The following is a 20,091-nucleotide window of genomic DNA, read 5'->3' on the forward strand; positions in this document are numbered from 1 at the left end:
GCCGGCACAGTGAACCGGCTGAGACGCCTCGTGTTGGTCGCAGCGACTACGATTCTATGCACCTATGGCGCCGTGGTGGCGCTGGCATGGGCGTTTCAGGGGAGCTTTATCTATCCGGCCCCGCAAGCCATTGCCGCGATTCCGGCAGGCTATGAGGAAGCCACTCTGGAAACCAGTGACGGACTGTCCCTGCGGGCCGCATTCAGCGCGCCTCGTGCCGGGCAGTCGGTCGTGGTTTTCTTTCACGGTAATGGCGATAATCTTCCGGGCGCAGCGACGGCTATGGGCGAAGTGCAGCAGGCCGGATATGGCGTGTTGCTGGTGGAGTATCGCGGATATGGCGGCAATGCGGGAGAGCCATCGGAAGAAGGTTTCTACCGCGATGGCCGCGCTGCGCTGGCTTGGCTGAAAGCACAGGGATATCAAGGGCAGGACATTGTTCTGGCGGGCAATTCGATTGGCTCGGGCACTGCCGTGCAAATGGCCAGCGAAGTGGATGCCCGCGCATTGATCCTCGTGTCTCCGCTCACCAGCGTCCCCGACGTTGCGGCGGAGCAGGCGAAGTTCCTACCAGTCCGGCTGCTGCTCCGCGATCAATTCGCCAATGCCGACAAGATCGGCAATCTGGCCATGCCTATTTTGCTGCAACATGGCACCGGAGACAGGGTTGTGCCCTTTTCCCATGCGGAAAAGCTGGCCGGTCTCGCCAAGAATGTGTCTCTGGAAGATTACCCCGGAGTGGGCCATGAGCTCGCCTATCTGCCCGCTCCACAAGATGCGCAGATCGCATGGCTCGCCAAATTGGCCGAATAGGAACCCGAAATGTCGTTACTCTCGATCTCTACTTCCGATCACATCACCACTCTCACGCTCAACCGGCCCGAGACGATGAATGCGCTTGGCGCGGATGGTGACGGAACGGAGTTCGTTGCTGCTTGCGATGCGATCAATGTCGATCCCGATGTGCGCTGCGTGATCCTGACCGGTGCGGGCAAGGGGTTTTCGGCAGGCGGCGACATCAAGGCGATGCGCGACCGGATCGGCAATTTTGGTGGCAATCCGGTGGAGATCGCCAATGGCTATCGCAACAATATCCATCAGATTTTGCGGGCGCTCTATGGCTTGCGCGTTCCTCTGATCGCGGCGGTCAATGGCGCGGCGATCGGATTGGGATGCGATCTCGCTTGTCTGGCCGATATCCGCATCGCTTCGGACCGCGCAAAGTTCGGCGTGACCTTCCTCAAGCTGGGGATCATTCCGGGTGATGGCGGAACGTGGGTCCTTCCGCGCGTAATCGGCGAAGCACGCGCGGCAGAGCTGTTTTATACCGGCGACGTGATCGATGCGGCAAAGGCGCTCGACTGGGGGCTGGTCAGCCATGTTGTCGAAGGTGATGCATTGATCGCAGAAGCGCAGGCGATGGCGACAAAGATCGCCGCCATGCCGCCGCATGCTCTGCGCCAGACAAAGAACCTGCTGCGGCAGGGGCGCAGCATCACTTATGACACCGCTTTGGAGCTTGCCGCGAACACACAGGCGCTGATGCATCACACCGAAGATCATATCGAGGGTGTCGATGCGCTCATCGAAAAACGTGCGCCCGATTTCAAAGGTGCATGAGGCCTAGCGTTCTTGCTCGATTTGCCCGGTGGGGACGATCGTACCTTGCGCGCTGGCGACGAGCTTCTCTACGCCATCTTCGCTTTCGCTCCAGACTTCTGCGCGAACCACGACCTGGCGCTTTCCGGATTTGATCACCGCTCCCTTGGAACGCAGCCGGCTGCCGATGGCCGGCGCGAGAAAATTGATCGTGTAGGATCCCGTCACCACATCGCCCACCACGCTCGCCGCCGCCCAGGCGCAGGCGTTATCCGCCATCAGGCCCACAATTGCACCATGCGCGAAGCCGTGATGCTGGGTCATTTCCGGCCTCAACTCCAGCAGCAATTCCGATTGGCCTTCCCAAACGGTGACGGGCTCGACCTGCAGCCAATTTGAAAAGCCGGAACGCCCGACTGCGACTTCCTTCATATAGGCAATCGATGCCTCTGGTGACTCGAAACGCGATACGGCCATGCTTTGCCCCTAAAGTCTGTAATGCAGACTACATGACACTTGCCAGCCTTGAGCGCAAGTCTGATAAGCAGACATATGAAAAGCTATGAACCTTCAAAATCTCCCTGTCCTATCGGGCGGGCGTCTCGCATTTTGGGTGATCGCTGGGTCTTGCTGATCCTGCGCGAAGCTTTTCTGGGCGTTTCCCGGTTCGAGGAATTCATGGTGCGATTGCCGATCAGCAGGGCGGCGCTTTCATCCCGGCTCAATATGATGAGTGATGCAGGGTTGCTCGTCCGCGATCCACCCGATGCGAAGCGCGCCGCCTATAGACTGACCGAAAGTGGGCGCGCGTTAGAGCTTGCCTACAAAGCGATTGGCGCGTGGAGCGCTGAACATCTTTACGCTGAGCAGGAGAAGCCGCGCGATTGGCGCAAAAGCGATTAAGGCATTGCGGCCTTTGCTCTATCGCCCCTCAATGCCCAGCAGCTCAATCGTGAAGAGCAGCGTTGCCCCGCCCGGAATCGGGCCTTTGCCAACCGGGCCATAGGCGATGCTGGCGGGCGCGGCGATTTCGATGGTGTCGCCAACCGCCATTTGCGGGACCGCCAATTGCCACGCTTTGATTAACCGGCCGAGCGGGAAGGTCGCCGGTTCGCCCCGTCCATATGAACTGTCGAAGCCGGTGCCATCGACAAAGGTTCCGGCATAATGGAGTGTAACCGTATCTGCGACGGTTGGCCTTGCGCCGCTGCCATTGCCTTTGATCCGCCGCCACAGCAGACCACCTTCCATCCAGCGCCACCCGTCCTTGTAGGTCCGCTGCGCCAAGGCAATCTGCTGCTGGTTGTGCCACGCCGCATCTTGCGCCGTACTTGGCGCAGCCTCTGCCGGAGTGTCTTGTGCGGCCGTTTGGCTAGCAAAGCCGCCCAACAGAACCGCCGCACATGTCGACGCGCACAGCTTTCGCATCAAACGAACCGTCCCGATCTGCATTGTCTTACCAATCATAGGCTTTTGGCAGATCGCTCTCGTCAAGATCGCGGTACCGGTCACGCAGGCGCATCTGGTGGTTGCCAAGCGGCTGCTCGACCCCGTCGATAAATACGCGGAGCGGCGCACTTGAAACTTCCAGCGGATCACCATCCCAGATCACCAGATCGCCGGCAGCTCCCGGCTTGAGGACGCCATAGCGGCCGCCATAGCCGGAAATTTCCGCGGGAACAGAAGTGATGCTGGCGAGAGCTTCCCCCCAGCTCAGCCCGCTGGCCCTCGGGACTTTGTTCAGCGCCACCAGATTACCGGCAAATTGCGGAGCGGTGCGCGGACCGGTGATCCCGCCATTAAGGCCGCCAATGGCGACTTTCACGCCCGCATCGACCATCCGCCCGACATTGCTTTGCGTCGCGGCAAGCTGCTCAAAGCTCGAAGGCAGATCATCCAGTGGATCGGCAATCACAGGCACTCCGCTGGCGGCGATCTCGCTTGCGACTATCCAGCCTTCACTCACCCCGACAAGCACCAGATCGAGACCAGCATAAGTCCGCTTGAGGCCCAGCACGGCAGAAATGTCCGATGCGCGTTCGACGTGGACATATAATTGTTGTTCGCCGCTCAGCACCGCGCCAAGCGCTTCCGCATCGGCGCGGTTCAACAGGCCATCGCCGCTGTCACGGTTGCCCGATGCAATCTCGCGCGCCTCGCGCAGCGCATTGGCAAATTCGGCAAAGGCCGCCGTCCGGCTTCCTCCTGCGATGCGCGCGCCGCTTTCGCCCAGCACCACCAATTGGAAAGCCTTGGGTTTCATCACCGGATTGGGATCGGCGCCCAGATCGATCACCGCACCTTGCCCGGCAAAAATCGAATCTGACGGAGCTGTCGTCACTGTCGCACGGGTCACGCCCCCGCCGCGGCTGATGGCTATGTGCTGCGATGCATAGTTGACAGCGGTCGATGCATCGAGCGAGGCGCTGAAGCGCGAATTGCTCGCGCTGATATCGTTGCTGTTGCTGACTGCGCCGACATCCCACAGGCCGAGATTGGTCAGCGGTATGAAGAGGCCCGGAGTGACCCACACATTGCTGCCATCAATCTCCGATCCCGTTTCGCGTGCCGGTGCGCCGCCATCGGGGCCCGCATAAACCACCTTTCCGCCGCGAACAGATACGGTGGCGTTGCGGATAGGCGCGCTGCCGTCGCCGGTTGCAACGGTGGCGCCGGTGATATCGACATTTTGCGCGGCTGCAGGTGCAGCCAGCCCCACTGTCGCGGCGGCCGCTAGAAGGAAAGTACGCTTCATCATTTCACGTCCCCTTCGCCGGGTTGGCCGAGCTCGAAATCGCTCACCGGTCTGCGCTTCGGATCTTGCGCGTCAAACAACAACGCGCCGTCAATCCAGACTTTATCGGGTCGTGAATAGACACTCAGCGGATTGCCGTTCCACAGTACCACATCAGCCATTTTCCCTTCGGAAAGACTGCCGGTCATTTCGTCGATGCCCATCGCCTTTGCGGCATTGAGTGTGAGCCAGCGAACCACGGTCGCATCGGGAATATCGATCCCCATACGCTTGCCCGCGGCCTGCGCTTTTGACGCTTCCTGGTTGAGCCGCTGAATTCCGTTTTCATCGTCCGAATGGATCACGACGCAGGCATCGGCATTCTGCAGCAGGGCTGCGTTTTCCGGAATGCCGTCATAGCTTTCCATCTTGAAGCCGTACCAGTCAGCCCAGATTGCAGAACAGGTGCCCGCTTCGCGCAGCAGATCGCCGATTTTGTATGCTTCTACAGCGTGGTGGAACGCGCTGACTTTATAGCCAAATTCCTTGGCCATATCGAGCACCAGCGCCATCTCATCGGCGCGGTAGCAGTGATTGTGGACCAGGATGTCGCCATCCAGCACGCCAGCCAGCGTCTCCTTCGCCAGATCGCGATTCTTGCGGTTGCCATCGGCATAGTCCTTGGCATCGAGCCAGGTCTGGCGATTGACCGCGAAATTGCCCATCCGGGTTGATGGCATCCGCCCGCGATTGCCATACACGCGCTTGGGATTCTCGCCGCAGGCCATTTTCATCCCGTAGGGCGCGCCGGGGAATTTCATTCCCTGAACCGTGCGGCTTGGCACGTTCTTCAGCGTGACCGTTCTCCCGCCCATCAGATTGGCGGAACCGGGCAGGATCTGCAGCGAGGTAATTCCGCCATTGGCCATTGCGCGGCTGAAGCCGGGATCTTGCGGCCAAACCGAATGCTCGGCCCAGACTTCGGGTGTTGTCGGGCTGGTCGCTTCATTGCCATCCGAATGCGCCTGCACCGATGGGCTGGGATAGTCGCCAAGATGGCTGTGAATATCGATGATACCCGGCGTCACCACCTTGCCGGTTCCGTCCACGGTGTTCGCGACATCGGGCGGCGGTGAGGTCGGGCCGCCGACAGCGGCAATCTTGCCATCTTTCAGATGGACCCAGCCGTTTTCCCAATCTCCACCATTGCCGTCGATTACGCGGACGGGGATGATCAGAGTTTCGGCCGATGGGTAAGGCGTATAGGTCGAAGCGTAGGGCGCTTCGGCCGACGCCGCCGGCGTATCAGACGCGCTGGCGGGTTTTGACTGCCCACTGGCAGAACAAGCAGCGAGCGCCACCGCGCCCCCTATCAAGGTTAAGGCACGATAGCGCATCGCTTCTTTCTCCAATTGTCAGATCAGGCTTTGGTCGCCGGGTGAACGCCACCCTCTTGTGCTTCCAAACCGGCTTCGGCCTCGCCTTCGAGTGCATCATCTTTCAGCGTATCAAGATGCATCAGCTTCTTGATCAGCGGGCTGATGACCATAACGGCGACACCGATGCCAACCGCATACCAACCGACCGTACTATACACGTCGAGAACCAGCTGCTTACCAGCCTCTTCGCCAACGCCTTCGCCGCCAGTGGCCGATGCGATAAGGCCTGCGGCAAAGTTGCCGGTTGCCGATGCAAAGAACCAAGTACCCATGATCAGCGAGGCCATGTGGCCGGGTGATAGGCGATTCATGGCGCTTAGACCAACCGGGCTCAGGCAAAGCTCGCCGGTTGTATGCAGCAAGTAGATCAGGAAGATGAAGATCACTGGCGTTGGAATATTCACGCCAACGCTCTCGGCTCCCCAAACCAGCACAAGGAAGCCCAGGCCAACCTGGATCACCGCCAGGCCGAACTTCATCGGCGTTGACGGTTCTGCGCCTTTGCTGGCCAGACCTTGCCAAAGCATCGCAAAGAGCGGCGCCAGAAGCACGATGTAGATCGCATTGATCGATTGGAACATCGATGCGTTCACGCCCTGCGTATCGACATGGCGATCGGTGAAGACGTTGAGCGACGACCCGGCTTGTTCGAACAATGCCCAGAACACGATCGAGACAAGAATGAGGAACATCGCTGCGAAAATCCGATCGCGTTCCTCGGATGGGAGTTTCGCAACTGCAGTGTAGAGCACATAGAGGACGAGACCGCCGCCAAATGCGCCCAGAACATATCCGACCATATCCTGGTACTGGATCGCGAGCCAGCACAGCGCGACCATCGCGAGGCCCGCCCCGTAGATGCCCCATTCCTTGCCGCCTGCGATTTTGGCCGGGTCTTTAGGCTCACCCTTGCCAAGCAATAGCGGTTTGCCGATGATGAAGAAGATAAGCCCGATCAGCATACCGACACCGGCAAGTCCGAAGCCATATTCCCAACCGTAGGTCTGGCCAAGGAAGCCGCAAATGATCGAAGCGGTCGCCGCACCGACATTAATGCCCATATAGAAGATGGTATAGGCAGGATCGCGGCGGATGTCGGTCCGGTCATAAAGCTGACCGACGATTACCGAGATGTTGGCTTTCAGGAAACCAGAGCCGACAATGATCAGCGCCAGCGCAAGCCAGAACACATTGATCATCGGGTCGTTCTGCCCGCCGCCGCCTTCGAATGCCATGAAGAAGTGACCGAATGTCAGCAGCACGGCGCCGAACAGCACGGCCTTGCGCTGACCGATATACTGGTCAGCCAGATAGCCGCCTACAACCGGAGCAATATAGACAAGCGCGGTATACGCACCATAAATTACATAGGCCTTTTCTTCGGCAAACATCCAATGCTGGATCAGGTAGAAGATCAGCAGCGCGCGCATCCCGTAGTAGGAAAAACGCTCCCACATCTCCGCCATGAAAAGCAGGAACAGGCCCTTGGGGTGGCCGATAACTTCGGCCTGTGGCCGCGTGATCAGGACCAGGCCGCCCAGCAGAAACCCTGCCAATGCGACAACTGCGACCCAGAATGCCCACATCTCAAATGCGGAATCGAAGGTGAAAATGAACTCATGCATGGGCGTGCGGCCCCCTCAATTGATTGTAACGCCCCCTCTCCCATTTTGGAGGGCTGAAAGGCGGCACACTAGCGTCCAAATCGGCCTTGTGAAGCAATAGTTTCATACGAAACCGCAATTTTCTGCGCCCGGGCGGGGGCTTGGTGGCCTTGACGCGGCGCAGTGTATTATGGCACTGATGCACCTGAAATGAGGAAACCCCCTGAGGAATTGGCATGACCCAGCAATCGCGCCCCGTCTATCTCAAGCTGCGCGACCAGATCGCCGCTTCAATCATCGAGGGCGAATATGAAGAAGGCGCCATGCTGCCATCGGTGCGCGCCTTTGCCGCCGAACAGGGGGCCAATCCGCTCACTGTCGCCAAGGCCTATCAGCAGTTCCAAACCGACGGACTGGTCGAGGTCCAGCGCGGGGTTGGCATGTATGTTGTCGATGGTGCTGCGGCCAAGCTCCGCCGTTCGGAACGCGATCAGTTTATCTCGGAAGAGTGGCCAGAAATCCAATCGCGGATGAAACGTTTGGGGATCAATCCCGCGGATTTGCTTGAATCGGCCTGATTTGGCCGATTCGGTTGCGCTGTGCTATCGCAGTTTTTCGAGGGATGTTGCGCGGCTGGCCAGTCTCTGGCAAGAAGCGCCCCGGGTCGTGCTGTAAGCAATAGTTGTGCTGGGAGATTTGCCCGTCAGGGTGGTCTGGGAGCAACGGAGACGAGATGATACGGTCAGAACTCTTAACAGCCTTGGCGAAAGACAACCCCGATTTACGCGCGGAGGAGGTCGAACAGGTGGTCGATATCTTCTTTGACGAGATAACCAAACGGCTGGCCGAAGGCGGCCGTGTCGAGCTGCGCGGCTTTGGCGCCTTTTCGACGCGGGAGCGCGATGCCCGCACCGGCCGTAACCCGCGCACCGGCGAAACAGTGTCGGTTCCGGCCAAGCGTGTGCCCTATTTCAAACCGGGCAAAGAAATGCGCGAGCGGCTCAACCCGAGCTAAGCGATCGGCCGCGGCGGGTAAGCCCGCACCGATGGCCGCAATTTCACGATATCGATAATTTGCGTTTTCCGCATGAGCGGTTAGGGCGCTGTTCTTCTGTGCGGGTGTGGCGGAATGGTAGACGCCGGGGACTTAAAATCCCCTGATCTTTGATCGTGCTGGTTCGAGTCCAGTCACCCGTACCATCCCCAATTTACGGCACGACAAGCCAGCGTTGGCGCTTGATCGCCCCTACGCAATCGCCCCTAGTCAGCGGATAGGCGGTTAATAGCAGATAGGTGTTACTCCGATTGTAACCGATGCCCGCAGCGGGCTGATGGTTGGTTTTGGGGGTATGAATGCGCGGTAGTCCGGAAATGCTCCAAGGTCCGGAGATGCTGGTGGATGTCGAAGACCGGGTTGCTCCGCGTTTCACATTACTGATCCGGACAGCCAAGCTGATCGTAGATGACCAACAGTTTCTGTGCGTGATCCGCGATATCTCGGCCACCGGGTTTAGTATCCGCAGCTTCCATCCGCTGGATCAGGGCAAACGGATAGCGGTGGAGTTCCAGTCAGGTGACCGGCAGGCGGCCGATATGGTCTGGCAGACGGATGAAGGCGCAGGGTTCCAGTTTCATACTCCGATCAATGTCGATGCCGTGGTGATGGGGTTGAGCGACTATCCCAGACGCGATTTGCGCTTTGATCTCGATCTGCCGGTTGTGCTGCATACGCATGGAATCAAATTGCAGGCCAAAATGGCCAATTTGTCACGACAGGGCGGAAACATTCAATGCGCCAGCAACCTTCTGATAGACCAGATGCTCCGCATCGATGCGCTGGGCCTGCCCGAGATTGATGCGCGTGTCCGGTGGCGCAAGCCCGGTATTTACGGGTTGATCTTCGACACGACCTTTTCGCTCGCCGAGCTCGCCCAGCTGATCCGCAATCTCCATGTGCGCCAAAAAACCGGCAGCAAAATCGCCCGCGCTTTCCAGCCGACCCCGGTAAATCCGGCGTGCTAGTCGCTTTTTGCGTGCGGAGTTAACCTTCTCCTAACCATTTTCCTTCACCTCCGGATCACACATTCTAACCGGGGGTTAAAAATGACTAACACTGCATCTCAGGAACTGCCCAAGACACTCAATGTTGATGTGGCCATCATCGGGGCGGGTCCGGCAGGACTTACCGCAGGCTATTTGCTGACCAAACAGGGCAAATCGGTCGCGATAATCGAGAAAGACGAAACCTATGTTGGCGGCATCAGCCGCACAGTAGAACATGAGGGGTACCGGTTTGACATTGGTGGTCACCGGTTCTTCTCGAAGAGCCAGCAAGTGGTCGATCTGTGGAATGAAATTCTCCCCGATGATTTCATCCAGCGCCCACGTATGAGTAGAATTTATTATGAGGGTAAGTTCTACTCATACCCGCTGCGTGCTTTCGAAGCGCTGAGTAATCTCGGCATTCTGCGCTCGACCGCCTGTATGGTCAGTTATCTGCGCTACAAGCTGTTTCCGATTTCCGAAGTGAAGAGCTTCGAAGACTGGACGACCAACCAGTTCGGCCAGAAACTCTATTCGATCTTCTTCAAGACCTATACCGAGAAAGTATGGGGCATGCCTTGCGACGAAATGAGCGCAGACTGGGCAGCCCAGCGGATCAAAGGCCTGTCATTATGGAGCGCGGTTGTTGATGGCCTGAAGCGTTCGCTCGGGCTCAACAAGAAACCCAATGATGGCCAGGCCGCCAAGACCCTGCTCGAAACCTTCCGCTATCCGCGCCTTGGCCCCGGAATGATGTGGGATGCCGCACGCGACAAAATTCTCGCCAGCGGCAAGGGCCATATCATCATGGGCCACGGGCTTGAGCAATTGGCTAGCGATGGCAACAATGGCTGGCGCATGAGTGCGACCAACAGCGATGGCGGCAAGATTGTTGTCACGGCAAAGGACGCAATCAGCTCTGCACCGATGAAAGAGCTGGCGGCGCGTTTGCACCCCTTGCCGGATACCACGCTCAACGCGTCAAATCTCAAATATCGCGACTTCTTGACAGTCGCGCTCAAAATCAAATCGGAAGATCTGTTCCCCGATAACTGGATCTACATCCATGACGAGAAGGTCCAGGTGGGCCGCGTACAAAACTTCCGCAGCTGGTCGCCAGAAATGGTGCCCGACGAAGATGTGGCCTGTGTCGGTCTTGAATATTTCTGTTTCGAAGGCGACGGACTGTGGGCATCGAGCGATGACGACCTTGTCGAACTGGCGAAAAAGGAAATGGAAATCCTCGGCCTTTGCGATCCCAAAGATGTGATCGGCGGTGCGGTTGTCCGCCAGGAAAAAGCCTATCCGGTCTATGACGAAGATTACGCCGCGAATGTCGAAGCAATGCGCGCCGAACTGGAAGAGAAATTCCCGACGCTGCATCTGGTCGGCCGCAATGGCATGCACCGCTACAACAACCAGGATCACGCGATGATGACCGCGATGTTGACCACTGAAAACATCGTAGCTGGCAAGCGTCTCTACGACACCTGGTGCGTCAACGAGGATGCTGAGTATCACGAAGCGGGTGACGAGGGTGCCGAGAAAGCGATTCCGGCGCGTGAGACCGAACCCGGTGAAATCACCGAAGATCAGGCCGCTGCGCTGAATTCGCTTCGCGGTGTGCCCGAACGGATCAAGCCCGAAGACGCCTCCGAAGCAGGGGACGACCGCAAGGTCGCCTAACGGATTTGGGGGAGAGCCATCCCGCGCGCGGTCAGGGGGCCGGCGCGGGATGGTAATCTTCCCTTCCGTTCTGACAGGGAGTTATGACTACAATGACCGATCTGCTGTTAAAAATGCGCGATGTCCGCTTGCTCCGCTATCTGCTGGCAAGCATCGGAGCGCTGGCCGTAGATGTCGGCGTATTCCTGATGCTGCTGTCAGCCAATGCGCAAGCCGCAATAGCTTCCGCAATCGGATATAGCGCGGGTATTATCGCGCACTGGATCCTGTCGAGCCGCACCGTTTTCACCGATACCGTGGCGCAGCGCGGTGCGGGCCGAACAAAGCAGAAAGCGCTGTTCGTTGTCTCGGCATTGGCGGGGCTTGCGCTCACCACCGCAATTGTTGGCGGTGCTGATATGCTTGCCTTCGATCCCCGTCCGGCGAAGCTGCTGGCGATTGTGGCCAGCTTTGCTTTGACCTGGTGGCTCCGCAGCCGCGTGGTTTTCCGGGCTGGTGACTGACATGCAAACCGATCGCCGTATGCGCGGTCATGAGCGCCCTAACCTGCGCATCGCGGTGATGTGGGGCGTTGTCTCGCTGATTTTCCTTGCGGTTGGCATGCAGCGTTTGCTGCAGGGCCAGTTTCCCGACCCTGACGATGCCTTGCGACTTGTGCAGGTGCGCGATCTGCTGGCCGGGCAGGGCTGGTTCGATTTGCACCAGTACCGGATTGATCCACCGGACGGCACATTGATGCATTGGTCGCGGCTGGTCGATATTCCCTTGGCGCTGGTCATTCTGGCCCTTTCCCCATTTGTGGGAGCGCCTGCGGCGGAAACTGCGGCTCTGATTATCGTGCCGCTTGTCACGCTGGGGGCCATCCTGTTTGTCATTGGACGGCTTGCTTGGCGCCTGTTCGATGTCGATGTGGCGGGAATCTCCTGCCTGTGCATGGCCCTGTTTGCGCCGATCGTTTTCCAGCTTCAGCCGATGCGGATTGACCACCATGGATGGCAAATCTTCACCGTCGTTCTGGCGCTGTGGGCATGTTCGCTGCGCAGCGCCTGGAAAGGCGGCGCGCTGGCCGGACTGGCGATGGCGGTGGGCGCGACCATTTCCTTGGAAATTCTGCCGATGGTCGCCGCGTTTGGCGGCATTCTGGCGCTGCGTTGGTTTCGCGATCATAAGGACCGCTGGTGGTTGGTCGGCTATATGCAGGCCTTGGCGCTCGGTCTCATCGCGGCCTTTTTCGCAACGCGCGGGATCGCTGATCTGGCGCAGCATTGCGATGTCATCGCGCCCGCGCATCTGGGCTTCTTTGCAATCACTGCAGTTTGTACCGGGCTGATCGCTGCGGCGCCGGCAATTCCGCGCCTCGCCTTGTTCGGTGCGTTCGGAGCGGCTGGTGCGGCGGGCTTGGCATTCTTCGGCCTGTCATCCCCCACTTGCTTGATGACACCTTTCGCCGCGCTTGATCCGCTGGTTCGCGATTTTTGGTACATCAATGTTCTCGAGGGGCGCCCTCTATGGGAACAGAAGCTGGCCTATGCTCTGCCCAGCTTTGTTCAATTGTGCATCGGGCTGTTTACCGCGATCGTGCTGGCTGTGCGTTCGCGCGACTGGCTGCGCCAATGGTGGATCGAATATTCGCTATTGCTTGCAGCGAGCATCCTTCTTTCGCTGTTCGTTTGGCGTTCGGCTGCCTTTGCCGCAGTCATTGCCGCGATTCCTATCGGCTGGCTGGCGACGCGGTTACTCAAACGTCTGAACCGCGCACGGGGATTGGCGGCCAAGCTCACTGCCTTGGGGGCCATTGTGCTGGCGCTCTTGCCTTCTTCTCCGGTCGCAGTGGCGGAATTGATGATGCCGGAATCGGGCAATGTGCAGACGGTCTTGGTCGAAGAATCAAGCTGCGAAATTCGCAACCAGGCGCTCACTTTGAATTCGCTGCCCCAAGGGACAATATTTGCACCGCTTGATATCGGACCGGCGATTCTGGTCAAAAGCCATCACGCGGTGGCAGCGACAGGACACCACCGGGCAGAAGAGTCGATGCGCGATGTCATACTGGCATTCACCAGCCCGGAAGCCGAGGCGCGACAAATCGTGGCGGCGCATGAATCAGACTATATTGTGATCTGCACAGATCTGGCTGAGCCACGCCTGTTCACCGCCGCCAACCCACAAGGCTTGGCCGCGCAGCTGGTCGCCGGCGAAGCGCCCGATTGGCTCGAACCGGTCGAAGTCGGCGGGCCAGAGGAATTTCGCGTCTGGCGGGTCCGCGAGTAAAGGTCACGCGGGCACAAAATCCATAGCGGTGCCATTCATGCAATACCGCTTTCCTGTTGGCTTGGGGCCGTCATTAAAAACATGCCCCAGATGCCCACCGCAATCCGCGCAAAGCACCTCTGTGCGCGGATATCCGATCTTGTAATCGGTTGCGGTCACGATCGCGCCGGGCAGCGGTTTCCAGAAGCTGGGCCAGCCGGTACCGCTGTCAAACTTGGTCGACGAGGAATAAAGGCGGTTGTTACATCCGGCACAGATGAAAGTGCCCTTGCGCTTCTCCTTGTCCAGGGGTGAGCTGAACGGCCGTTCGGTCCCTGCTTCGCGCAAGATCCGGTATTCTGCCCGCGTCAGCTTCTTGCGCCATTGCGCATCGCTTAGCTTGACACGGTAATTCCTCGCTTCCGCTGGCGTGCTGCCGCATGCGGCGAGAACGGGCAATGCCGCGCCCGCGGAAAGCCAAGCGACAACCGACCGGCGCGAATGCAATTGAGCTTCGGGCACGATTTTTCCTCCTCGAGAAGAGACATCTACCCTTATATACGCTCTGGAGGTCCGAATGGTTTCATCCGGCGGCGGATTGGCCGTCAGAACTGCGTCAATTCGACTTCGAGCTTGCGGAATCCGTGGACGAAATTCGCCCGCACGCGCTCGATATCGCCCGCGACATGAACGCGAATGCGCCGTTTGTGCATTTCTTCGAGCAGCACACGCAATTGCAGTTCTGCCAGACGGGCGCCGACGCAGCGGTGAATACCGTATCCGAAGGCGATATGCCGGCGGGCGTTTTCGCGCGTCAGGTCGAGCTTGTCGGGATTGTCGAACACCTGCTCGTCGCGATTGGCCGAGAGATACCAGAGCACCACTTTCTCGCCCGCTTTGATCGTCTGCCCGAACACTTCGGTATCTTCGGTGCAGGTGCGGCGCATATGCGCCAACGGGGTCTGCATGCGCAGCATTTCCTGCACCGCATTGGGAATCACATCGGGATTCTGTTCGAACAGCTTGCGCTGCTCCGGGTTCTTGTCCAGCTGATAGACAAATCCGCTCATCGAATTGCGCGTGGTATCATTCCCGCCGACGATCAGCAGCACCAGATTGCCCATAAATTCTTCCGGGCTCATCTGGTTCATCGCTTCTGAATGGATCATCATCGAGATGAGATCGTCACCCGGCTCTTTGTCATGGGTGCGCTCGATCCATAGCGACTGGAAGTAGGCTGCCATTTCATGAAGCAGGCTCCAACGAACTTCGTCCAGCTCGCGCACGGTGGCAAGCTCGGTATCGCCTGCCCAATCCGACCAGAAGGTCAGCAAACAGCGATCTTCCCACGGGAAACCGAACAGGATGGCCAGCATGCCGGTTGTCAGTTCGATGCTGACCTTGTCGACCCAGTCAAACACCTCGCCGCGCGGAAGAGAATCGAGCAATTCTCCGGTGCGTTGGCGTATCTCGCCTTCCATTTCGGCCATGCCGCTGGGGGTAAATTTGGGCGCAACGGTGCGGCGCTGGCCGGTATGCTGCGGACGGTCCATCGCGATGAACATCGGCAGATCGCGGCGGTCGGCGTCGCTTTCTTCGAGTTCCTCGTCGCTCAACCTTTCGAGGATGGTGATTCCGCCATGCTCCCAACTTGATGAAAACACGTCGGGCAATGCCTCGATATGCTGGATCGCCTTGTGGCCGACGACGGCCCAGTATGGCCCGAACGGGCTTTCTGGGATGTAATGCAATGGCCCGGCATCGCGCATCTCCTTGAAGATCGGGTGCCATGTGTTGTCGGCATAGATATCCGACCGGCTTACATCCCACTTGTGCGGATGTTTGGGACGTTCTTCAGGGTGCTCGGCAAAGTGATTTTGCAGCGCCTCATAGGCGGTTGGTGAAGTTCGGCATTCGGGGCGTCCGGGGGCGATCGTTGCCATTCTATATCTCTCCTTCGCCGCACCCTGTCTTCGGGCTTCAGCGTTATGATCCTATCCTGCGCTTACTTACTCCAATGTCAATAGTGCGTTGCAATTTGCGACTTAATTTTACCAATTGCCGTGGTTGGCGGATCGTTTGCAACGAATCCTCCACTACCGAATGGCCTCCGCGCTGGCCAACGCAGCCGATTTCCTGTGCCAGAAGCGCCATTTCTTGGTGTTTGCACCGCGTGGACCCGATTTCATCACTCTGCGGCGGAACAAAGTCGCGCCAAGTTTCACGAAGATCGTGACGGCCACAATCTGCCAAGCAATCGCCAACGCGTGCGGCCAGAGCGCGCCATCCTGGGCGGCACGGGCCAACATTGCAAAGGGCGAGCTGAACGGGAAAATCGCCGCTGCCAGCTCGATGGTCGAGCCCGGTTTCGCCATGGCGTAAGTCGCGAAGAAGAACACCATTAATTGCAGCATTGTGACGGGCATCGACAGTGTCTGCACTTCGCGCACGGTCGCGGCCATCGATCCGATCGCGAGGAACAGCGAACCAAGGATCAGATAGCCCATCGCAAAATAGACCACGCCCAGCATCAGGAAAATCGGCCAACCGACGGCAGGGGCGGCAAAGCTTCCCAGCGAAGCACCGCCGCCCAGAAAGATCAGTCCGCCTACACCGCCCCAAACCAGAATCCCGACGAATGACACGCCCAGCATCGCGAACAGCTTGCCGAAGAATACTGCATCCATCGGGATAGCCGCGGCGAGAACTTCGATGATCTTGTTGCCTTTTTCCTCGACAAGGTTTGAAAGGACCATCCCGCCAAGCAACATGGTGAGAAGGAACAGAAGCATCTGGCCGCCTTGCGCGGTTTTGATCCGGTCGCTCTTCTCGGATGCGCCGCTGGTTTGAACGACATTCTGTGTCAGTTCAGGGAACTTGCGGGGTGCATCACCAAGGTTGCTGGCCGCGACAAGTCCGACCTGGCCGCGCCATTTGTCAATCTGGCCTTCGGGCGCTGTCAGCGTCGGCTGTTCGGGCGTGCCGCTGACGATCGCTGCGTAATTCCCAACGCGATTGCGCAAGATCTCGGCCGGCTCCATCGCCCGCTGTTCGTCGGTCAGCGCGACCATCGGCGGGATGTAACTGCCCATATTCTCGCGCATCGCTTCGGCAGAGCTGATCATGTCCGCCGTATCAGCTGCGTTCATCGCAATACCGATTTCCGCGACGGCTGTTTCGCGCTGGACTTCGCTACCGATACCGCCCGCCAGGCCGCCGACGACAATAGGAAACAACGGTCCAAGCAGGAAGAACAGAAACGCTCGGCTAAACAGGATCGCGAGGAAGTCGCGGCGCGCGATGACATAGGCTGCTTGCAGCGTGGACAGGCGCGAAGCTTCGTGGGTTTGGTTGCTCATTACGCAGTCTCCGCTGCATTGTCGGCTTCGAGCGCGCGTGCCGCGGCTTCGCCTGCAATATGGACAAAGGCGTCGTGCAATCCGGCGCGTTCGATGGAAAGCGAGAGGATACCCGCCTCGCCTTCGATTAGCGCGCGCAGCAAGGTCTCGATCCCGCTTTCGGGGAGCGAGAAATTCCAAAAATCACCTTCGTGCCGAACATCGGCGGGCAGTGCATCGCGCCATTTGCCCTCGCGTTCGCGCGTCTCGAGGCGGACCTGCGCAGGAATGCGATCGCGCGCCGCTTCGACAGAACCGGCATAGGGAACTTTTCCGCCCGCAATGATTGCGACACCTTCACAAAGCCGTTCGGCATGATGGATAACATGGGTCGAAAAAATGACTGTCGTGCCGCTCTCGGCCAGATCGCGGATCATCCGTTCGAGCTTGCCCTGGTTGATCGCGTCGAGCCCGGAAAACGGCTCGTCGAGCACAACCAGCTTGGGCTGGTGGACCAAAGTCCCAAGCAGTTGGACTGTCTGCGCCATTCCCTTCGACAGCTGGCGGATCTGGCGGTCGGCTGCATGGCCCAGGCCGTGTTTTTCCAGCAATTCGCGCCCGCGTGCCTTACCCTCTTCCAAAGGAAGCCCGCGCAGCGCGCCCATAAAGCCGATCGCTTCATGCGCTTTCATTGCGGGGTAAAGCCCGCGCTCTTCGGGCAGATACCCGATCAACTTGGCAATCTGGTGCGGGTCGTCGTGGCCGAACACTTTGCGCACACCGGCATCGGGATCGATAATGCCCAGCAGCATACGCAGTGTGGTCGTCTTGCCCGCACCGTTGGGGCCAAGAATTCCGTAGATCGCCCCTTCGGGCACCGAGATATCGACACCGTCAACCGCGCGTGTGCCTTCAAAGTCCTTAATCAGCCCGCGCGCTTCAATCGCGAGCGGGCGCAGGTCTTTCGAATGGGAGTCTGCGGGCTGGCTGATGTCATTCATGGTCGAGTCCAGTCCGTTGTATTCTGGCTGTGTATCGCTTAGCGGCATGTCCATGCGTGCCGGATAGGCGCTGCATGTGAACGGGAGTAACCCCAATCATGGTTAACGCGCCAGTAATTGTTGGGCTTAAGCATCGCCTGATCGCCGAAGCACAGCGGCTGGGCTTTGCCAGCGTGGGGTTCACCAGTGCAGCGGATGATCCGCAAAGATCGCAGCGATTGCACGCATGGATAGAGGCCGGCCATCACGGCTCGATGGAGTGGATGGCCGATCGCGCTGATGTGCGTCAGGGACCGCACAGCATGTGGCCCGAGGCGCAGAGCGTGATTGCGCTGGGCATGAGCTATGCGCCCGAAATCGATCCACTGGCGTTGGAGGAACATCCCGACAAAGCACGGATTTCTGTCTATGCGCAGGGCCGCGATTATCATGATACCGTGAAAAAAGCGCTCAAGGCGCTGGCGCGGTGGTTGGTCGCCGAAGCGAAGAAAGAAGGGCTGGAGGAGCCGCAGCTCAAGGTGTTTGTCGATACCGCACCGGTCATGGAAAAGCCGCTGGGCGAAGCGTCGGGCATCGGCTGGCAGGGCAAACACAGCAACCTTGTCAGCCGCGAACATGGCAGTTGGCTGTTCCTCGGCGCGATTTACACTACCGTACCTTTCGAGCCGGACGCACCGCACCGCGATCAATGCGGGTCATGCACTGCGTGTCATGACGCGTGCCCGACCGACGCCTTTCCGCAGCCCTATGTGGTGGATGCGCGGCGGTGCATTTCCTATCTGACCATCGAGCACAAAGGGCCGATCCCTTCTGAGTTCCGCAAAGCCATGGGAAACCGCATCTATGGCTGCGATGATTGTCTGGCGGTGTGCCCGTGGAACAAATTCGCCGATAGCGCAGCGCGGCATAAGGCCTTTGTCCCAAGGGACGAACTGATCGAACCGCGCTTGTCCGACTTTCTCGATCTGGATGATGCAGCGTTTCGCGCACTGTTCTCGGGCTCGCCCATCAAGCGGATCGGGCGTGACCGTTTTGTGCGCAACTGCCTGATTGCCGCAGGCAATAGCGGCGACACCGGCTTGCTGGGCCAGGTTGAAGCCTTACAGAGCGATGCCGACCCCGCCGTTGCCGAGGCAGCAGACTGGGCAAAGGCAGAGCTTACAGCAGCTCTTTAAGCGGGACTTCTGTGTCTGCCAGTATCGCGGGATCGGGTGACAGCTTGGCTTCGATCAGCTTCCGGCCCTGGACGTAATCTTTTACATTGTTGACGCAATCGAGTGCGATCAATCGGCCGTCCTTGAGATAAAGGACCGAAAACTTGCGGTCCGCCGGATCGCCGCGCAGCACCGTTTGGTCATAGCCGATCGACAAGCCTGCGGTTTGCAGTTTCAAATCATACTGGTTCGACCAGAACCATGGAAAAGCGCGATAGGGCTGCTTGTCGCCCATGATCGATTTCGCTGCCGTGGTGGCCATATCATTGGCATTCTGAACCGATTCCACGCGGATGACTTCGCCTTCGGCAAAGGCGCTTGCATGTGCGGCGCAGTCGCCGATTGCGTAAATGTCATCAAGGATAGTCCGGCAAAATTCGTCAACATCAACCCCGTTCGCGCCGGTTGCACCCGCTGCGATTAGCGGGCCGACCGAGGGAACAATGCCGATCCCGACGATCACCATATCGGCCGGAATCTCCTCACCCGTTGCCAATCTGACCGCGGTGACTTTGTCGCCTTCGCCAAGAATTGCTTCAACCGCGGCTTCGAGCCGGATTTCCACGCCCTGCGCGCGATGTTCTTCCTGGTAAAAGGCCGACAATTCTTCGCCCGCGACCCGCGCCAGCACGCGCGGTAGGGCTTCGAGCAGCACAACATTGCGGCCCATCTTGCGCAAGACGGCAGCGGCCTCCAGCCCGATATAGCCGCCGCCGATAACAACCGCATTTTGTGCGCCGGCTTCGAGTTCGGCCATCATCCGCTGGACGTCGGTGCTGTTGCGCACCGTATGGACGCCGCCCAGATTGCCGCCGGGGCAAGACAACCTGCGCGCATCTCCACCGGTCGCCCAAATCAGCTTCCTGTAAGACATTTTGCTATCGTCGCTCAGCAATACCATTTTTGCCACGGGATCGACTTCGAGCACGGCATTGCCAAGCCGGACATCCACGTTCTTGTCTGCCCAGAACTCGGGCGGGCGAATGTAAATCCGTTCGAACTCTTTCTCTCCGGCCAGATACTCCTTCGAAAGAGGAGGGCGCTCGTAAGGATGCACGTGCTCGCGGCCGATTATGGTAATCGAATCTTCATGGCCGTTCTGGCGCAGTGCAATCGCAGCCTGTGCGCCGCCATGTCCCGACCCGACGATAATGATGTCCGAATGATCCATATGCTATCCTTG

20 protein-coding genes and 1 tRNA gene are annotated in these 20,091 nt (G+C 58.9%); 11 read left to right on the forward strand and 10 right to left on the reverse strand.

The genetic code is table 11. The features are described 5' to 3' along the window. Window positions 1-9: 9 nt before the first annotated feature. Both GRI41_RS11850 and GRI41_RS11855 read left to right on the forward strand, forming a co-directional pair. On the forward strand, window positions 10-813 hold the full coding sequence (locus GRI41_RS11850) for an alpha/beta hydrolase (protein WP_160605194.1): 804 nt from the start codon (window positions 10-12) through the stop codon (window positions 811-813). A gap of 9 nt (window positions 814-822) precedes the next feature. Next, the gene (locus GRI41_RS11855; protein WP_160605195.1) at window positions 823-1,620 is read left to right on the forward strand and encodes a crotonase/enoyl-CoA hydratase family protein; all 798 of its coding nucleotides are present in this window, start codon (window positions 823-825) and stop codon (window positions 1,618-1,620) included. Between the two features lie 3 nt (window positions 1,621-1,623). On the opposite strand, the gene GRI41_RS11860 is transcribed toward GRI41_RS11855, so the two are convergent. Next, window positions 1,624-2,076, reverse strand: a complete 453-nt coding sequence (locus GRI41_RS11860) for a PaaI family thioesterase (RefSeq protein WP_160605196.1) — start codon at window positions 2,074-2,076, stop codon at window positions 1,624-1,626. Between the two features lie 75 nt (window positions 2,077-2,151). On the opposite strand from GRI41_RS11860, the gene GRI41_RS11865 reads away from it, so the two are divergent. After that, window positions 2,152-2,502 (forward strand): winged helix-turn-helix transcriptional regulator, encoded by a 351-nt coding sequence (locus GRI41_RS11865; RefSeq protein WP_160605197.1) that lies wholly within the window; start codon window positions 2,152-2,154, stop codon window positions 2,500-2,502. Between the two features lie 18 nt (window positions 2,503-2,520). Here GRI41_RS11865 and GRI41_RS11870 read toward each other — a convergent pair whose 3' ends face one another. From GRI41_RS11870 to GRI41_RS11885, 4 genes are read right to left on the reverse strand one after another with little or no spacing between them, the layout of a single operon-like run. Continuing rightward, window positions 2,521-3,066 (reverse strand): FKBP-type peptidyl-prolyl cis-trans isomerase, encoded by a 546-nt coding sequence (locus GRI41_RS11870; RefSeq protein ID WP_235901215.1) that lies wholly within the window; start codon window positions 3,064-3,066, stop codon window positions 2,521-2,523. Further along, window positions 3,056-4,354, reverse strand: coding sequence for an amidohydrolase family protein (locus tag GRI41_RS11875; protein ID WP_160605853.1), 1,299 nt, complete (start codon window positions 4,352-4,354; stop codon window positions 3,056-3,058). The genes GRI41_RS11870 and GRI41_RS11875 overlap by 11 nt, the downstream gene beginning before the upstream one ends. Continuing rightward, on the reverse strand, window positions 4,354-5,730 hold the full coding sequence (locus GRI41_RS11880) for an amidohydrolase (RefSeq protein WP_160605198.1): 1,377 nt from the start codon (window positions 5,728-5,730) through the stop codon (window positions 4,354-4,356). The genes GRI41_RS11875 and GRI41_RS11880 overlap by 1 nt, the downstream gene beginning before the upstream one ends. A 23-nt stretch (window positions 5,731-5,753) precedes the next feature. After that, window positions 5,754-7,397, reverse strand: coding sequence for a peptide MFS transporter (locus GRI41_RS11885; RefSeq protein WP_235901216.1), 1,644 nt, complete (start codon window positions 7,395-7,397; stop codon window positions 5,754-5,756). A 215-nt stretch (window positions 7,398-7,612) separates the two neighbouring features. On the opposite strand from GRI41_RS11885, the gene GRI41_RS11890 reads away from it, so the two are divergent. From GRI41_RS11890 to GRI41_RS11920, 7 genes are all read left to right on the forward strand, one after another. Next, window positions 7,613-7,954, forward strand: a complete 342-nt coding sequence (locus tag GRI41_RS11890) for a GntR family transcriptional regulator (protein ID WP_160605199.1) — start codon at window positions 7,613-7,615, stop codon at window positions 7,952-7,954. Window positions 7,955-8,109: 155 nt separating this feature from the next. Continuing rightward, window positions 8,110-8,391, forward strand: coding sequence for an integration host factor subunit beta (locus GRI41_RS11895; RefSeq protein ID WP_160605200.1), 282 nt, complete (start codon window positions 8,110-8,112; stop codon window positions 8,389-8,391). A 100-nt stretch (window positions 8,392-8,491) separates the two neighbouring features. Next, window positions 8,492-8,576 (forward strand) — tRNA-Leu (locus GRI41_RS11900). 153 nt (window positions 8,577-8,729) lie between these two features. Further along, entirely contained in the window at window positions 8,730-9,398 is a 669-nt protein-coding gene (locus GRI41_RS11905) for a PilZ domain-containing protein (protein ID WP_160605201.1), read from the forward strand. An 81-nt stretch (window positions 9,399-9,479) separates the two neighbouring features. Then, the gene (locus GRI41_RS11910) at window positions 9,480-11,105 is read left to right on the forward strand and encodes an NAD(P)/FAD-dependent oxidoreductase (RefSeq protein ID WP_160605202.1); all 1,626 of its coding nucleotides are present in this window, start codon (window positions 9,480-9,482) and stop codon (window positions 11,103-11,105) included. Window positions 11,106-11,197: 92 nt separating this feature from the next. Further along, on the forward strand, window positions 11,198-11,608 hold the full coding sequence (locus GRI41_RS11915) for a GtrA family protein (RefSeq protein WP_160605203.1): 411 nt from the start codon (window positions 11,198-11,200) through the stop codon (window positions 11,606-11,608). Window position 11,609: 1 nt separating this feature from the next. Next, complete coding sequence (locus tag GRI41_RS11920; RefSeq protein WP_235901269.1) at window positions 11,610-13,376, forward strand: hypothetical protein; 1,767 nt, start codon at window positions 11,610-11,612, stop codon at window positions 13,374-13,376. A gap of 3 nt (window positions 13,377-13,379) precedes the next feature. Here the strand turns inward: GRI41_RS11920 and msrB are convergent, their stop codons facing one another. The 4 genes from msrB to GRI41_RS11940 form a co-directional block, all read right to left on the reverse strand. Then, on the reverse strand, window positions 13,380-13,877 hold the full coding sequence (msrB, locus tag GRI41_RS11925; protein ID WP_328600555.1) for a peptide-methionine (R)-S-oxide reductase MsrB: 498 nt from the start codon (window positions 13,875-13,877) through the stop codon (window positions 13,380-13,382). 83 nt (window positions 13,878-13,960) lie between these two features. Next, window positions 13,961-15,298, reverse strand: coding sequence for a cytochrome P450 (locus GRI41_RS11930; protein ID WP_160605204.1), 1,338 nt, complete (start codon window positions 15,296-15,298; stop codon window positions 13,961-13,963). Between the two features lie 153 nt (window positions 15,299-15,451). Beyond that, complete coding sequence (locus GRI41_RS11935; RefSeq protein WP_160605205.1) at window positions 15,452-16,714, reverse strand: ABC transporter permease; 1,263 nt, start codon at window positions 16,712-16,714, stop codon at window positions 15,452-15,454. Continuing rightward, window positions 16,714-17,694 (reverse strand): ABC transporter ATP-binding protein, encoded by a 981-nt coding sequence (locus GRI41_RS11940; protein WP_160605857.1) that lies wholly within the window; start codon window positions 17,692-17,694, stop codon window positions 16,714-16,716. The genes GRI41_RS11935 and GRI41_RS11940 overlap by 1 nt, the downstream gene beginning before the upstream one ends. Window positions 17,695-17,792: 98 nt before the next feature. Here GRI41_RS11940 and queG point away from each other — a divergent pair, with 98 nt between their 5' ends. Beyond that, the gene (gene queG / locus GRI41_RS11945) at window positions 17,793-18,869 is read left to right on the forward strand and encodes a tRNA epoxyqueuosine(34) reductase QueG (protein ID WP_160605206.1); all 1,077 of its coding nucleotides are present in this window, start codon (window positions 17,793-17,795) and stop codon (window positions 18,867-18,869) included. Here the strand turns inward: queG and GRI41_RS11950 are convergent. Then, window positions 18,853-20,079 carry an NAD(P)/FAD-dependent oxidoreductase gene (locus GRI41_RS11950; protein WP_160605207.1) on the reverse strand — a complete coding sequence of 409 codons (1,227 nt, stop codon included), beginning with the start codon at window positions 20,077-20,079 and terminating at the stop codon, window positions 18,853-18,855. The genes queG and GRI41_RS11950 overlap by 17 nt on opposite strands. Between the last annotated feature and the right edge of the window lie 12 nt (window positions 20,080-20,091).

The organism is Pontixanthobacter aquaemixtae, from assembly GCF_009827395.1.
GTDB lineage: Bacteria > Pseudomonadota > Alphaproteobacteria > Sphingomonadales > Sphingomonadaceae > Pontixanthobacter > Pontixanthobacter aquaemixtae.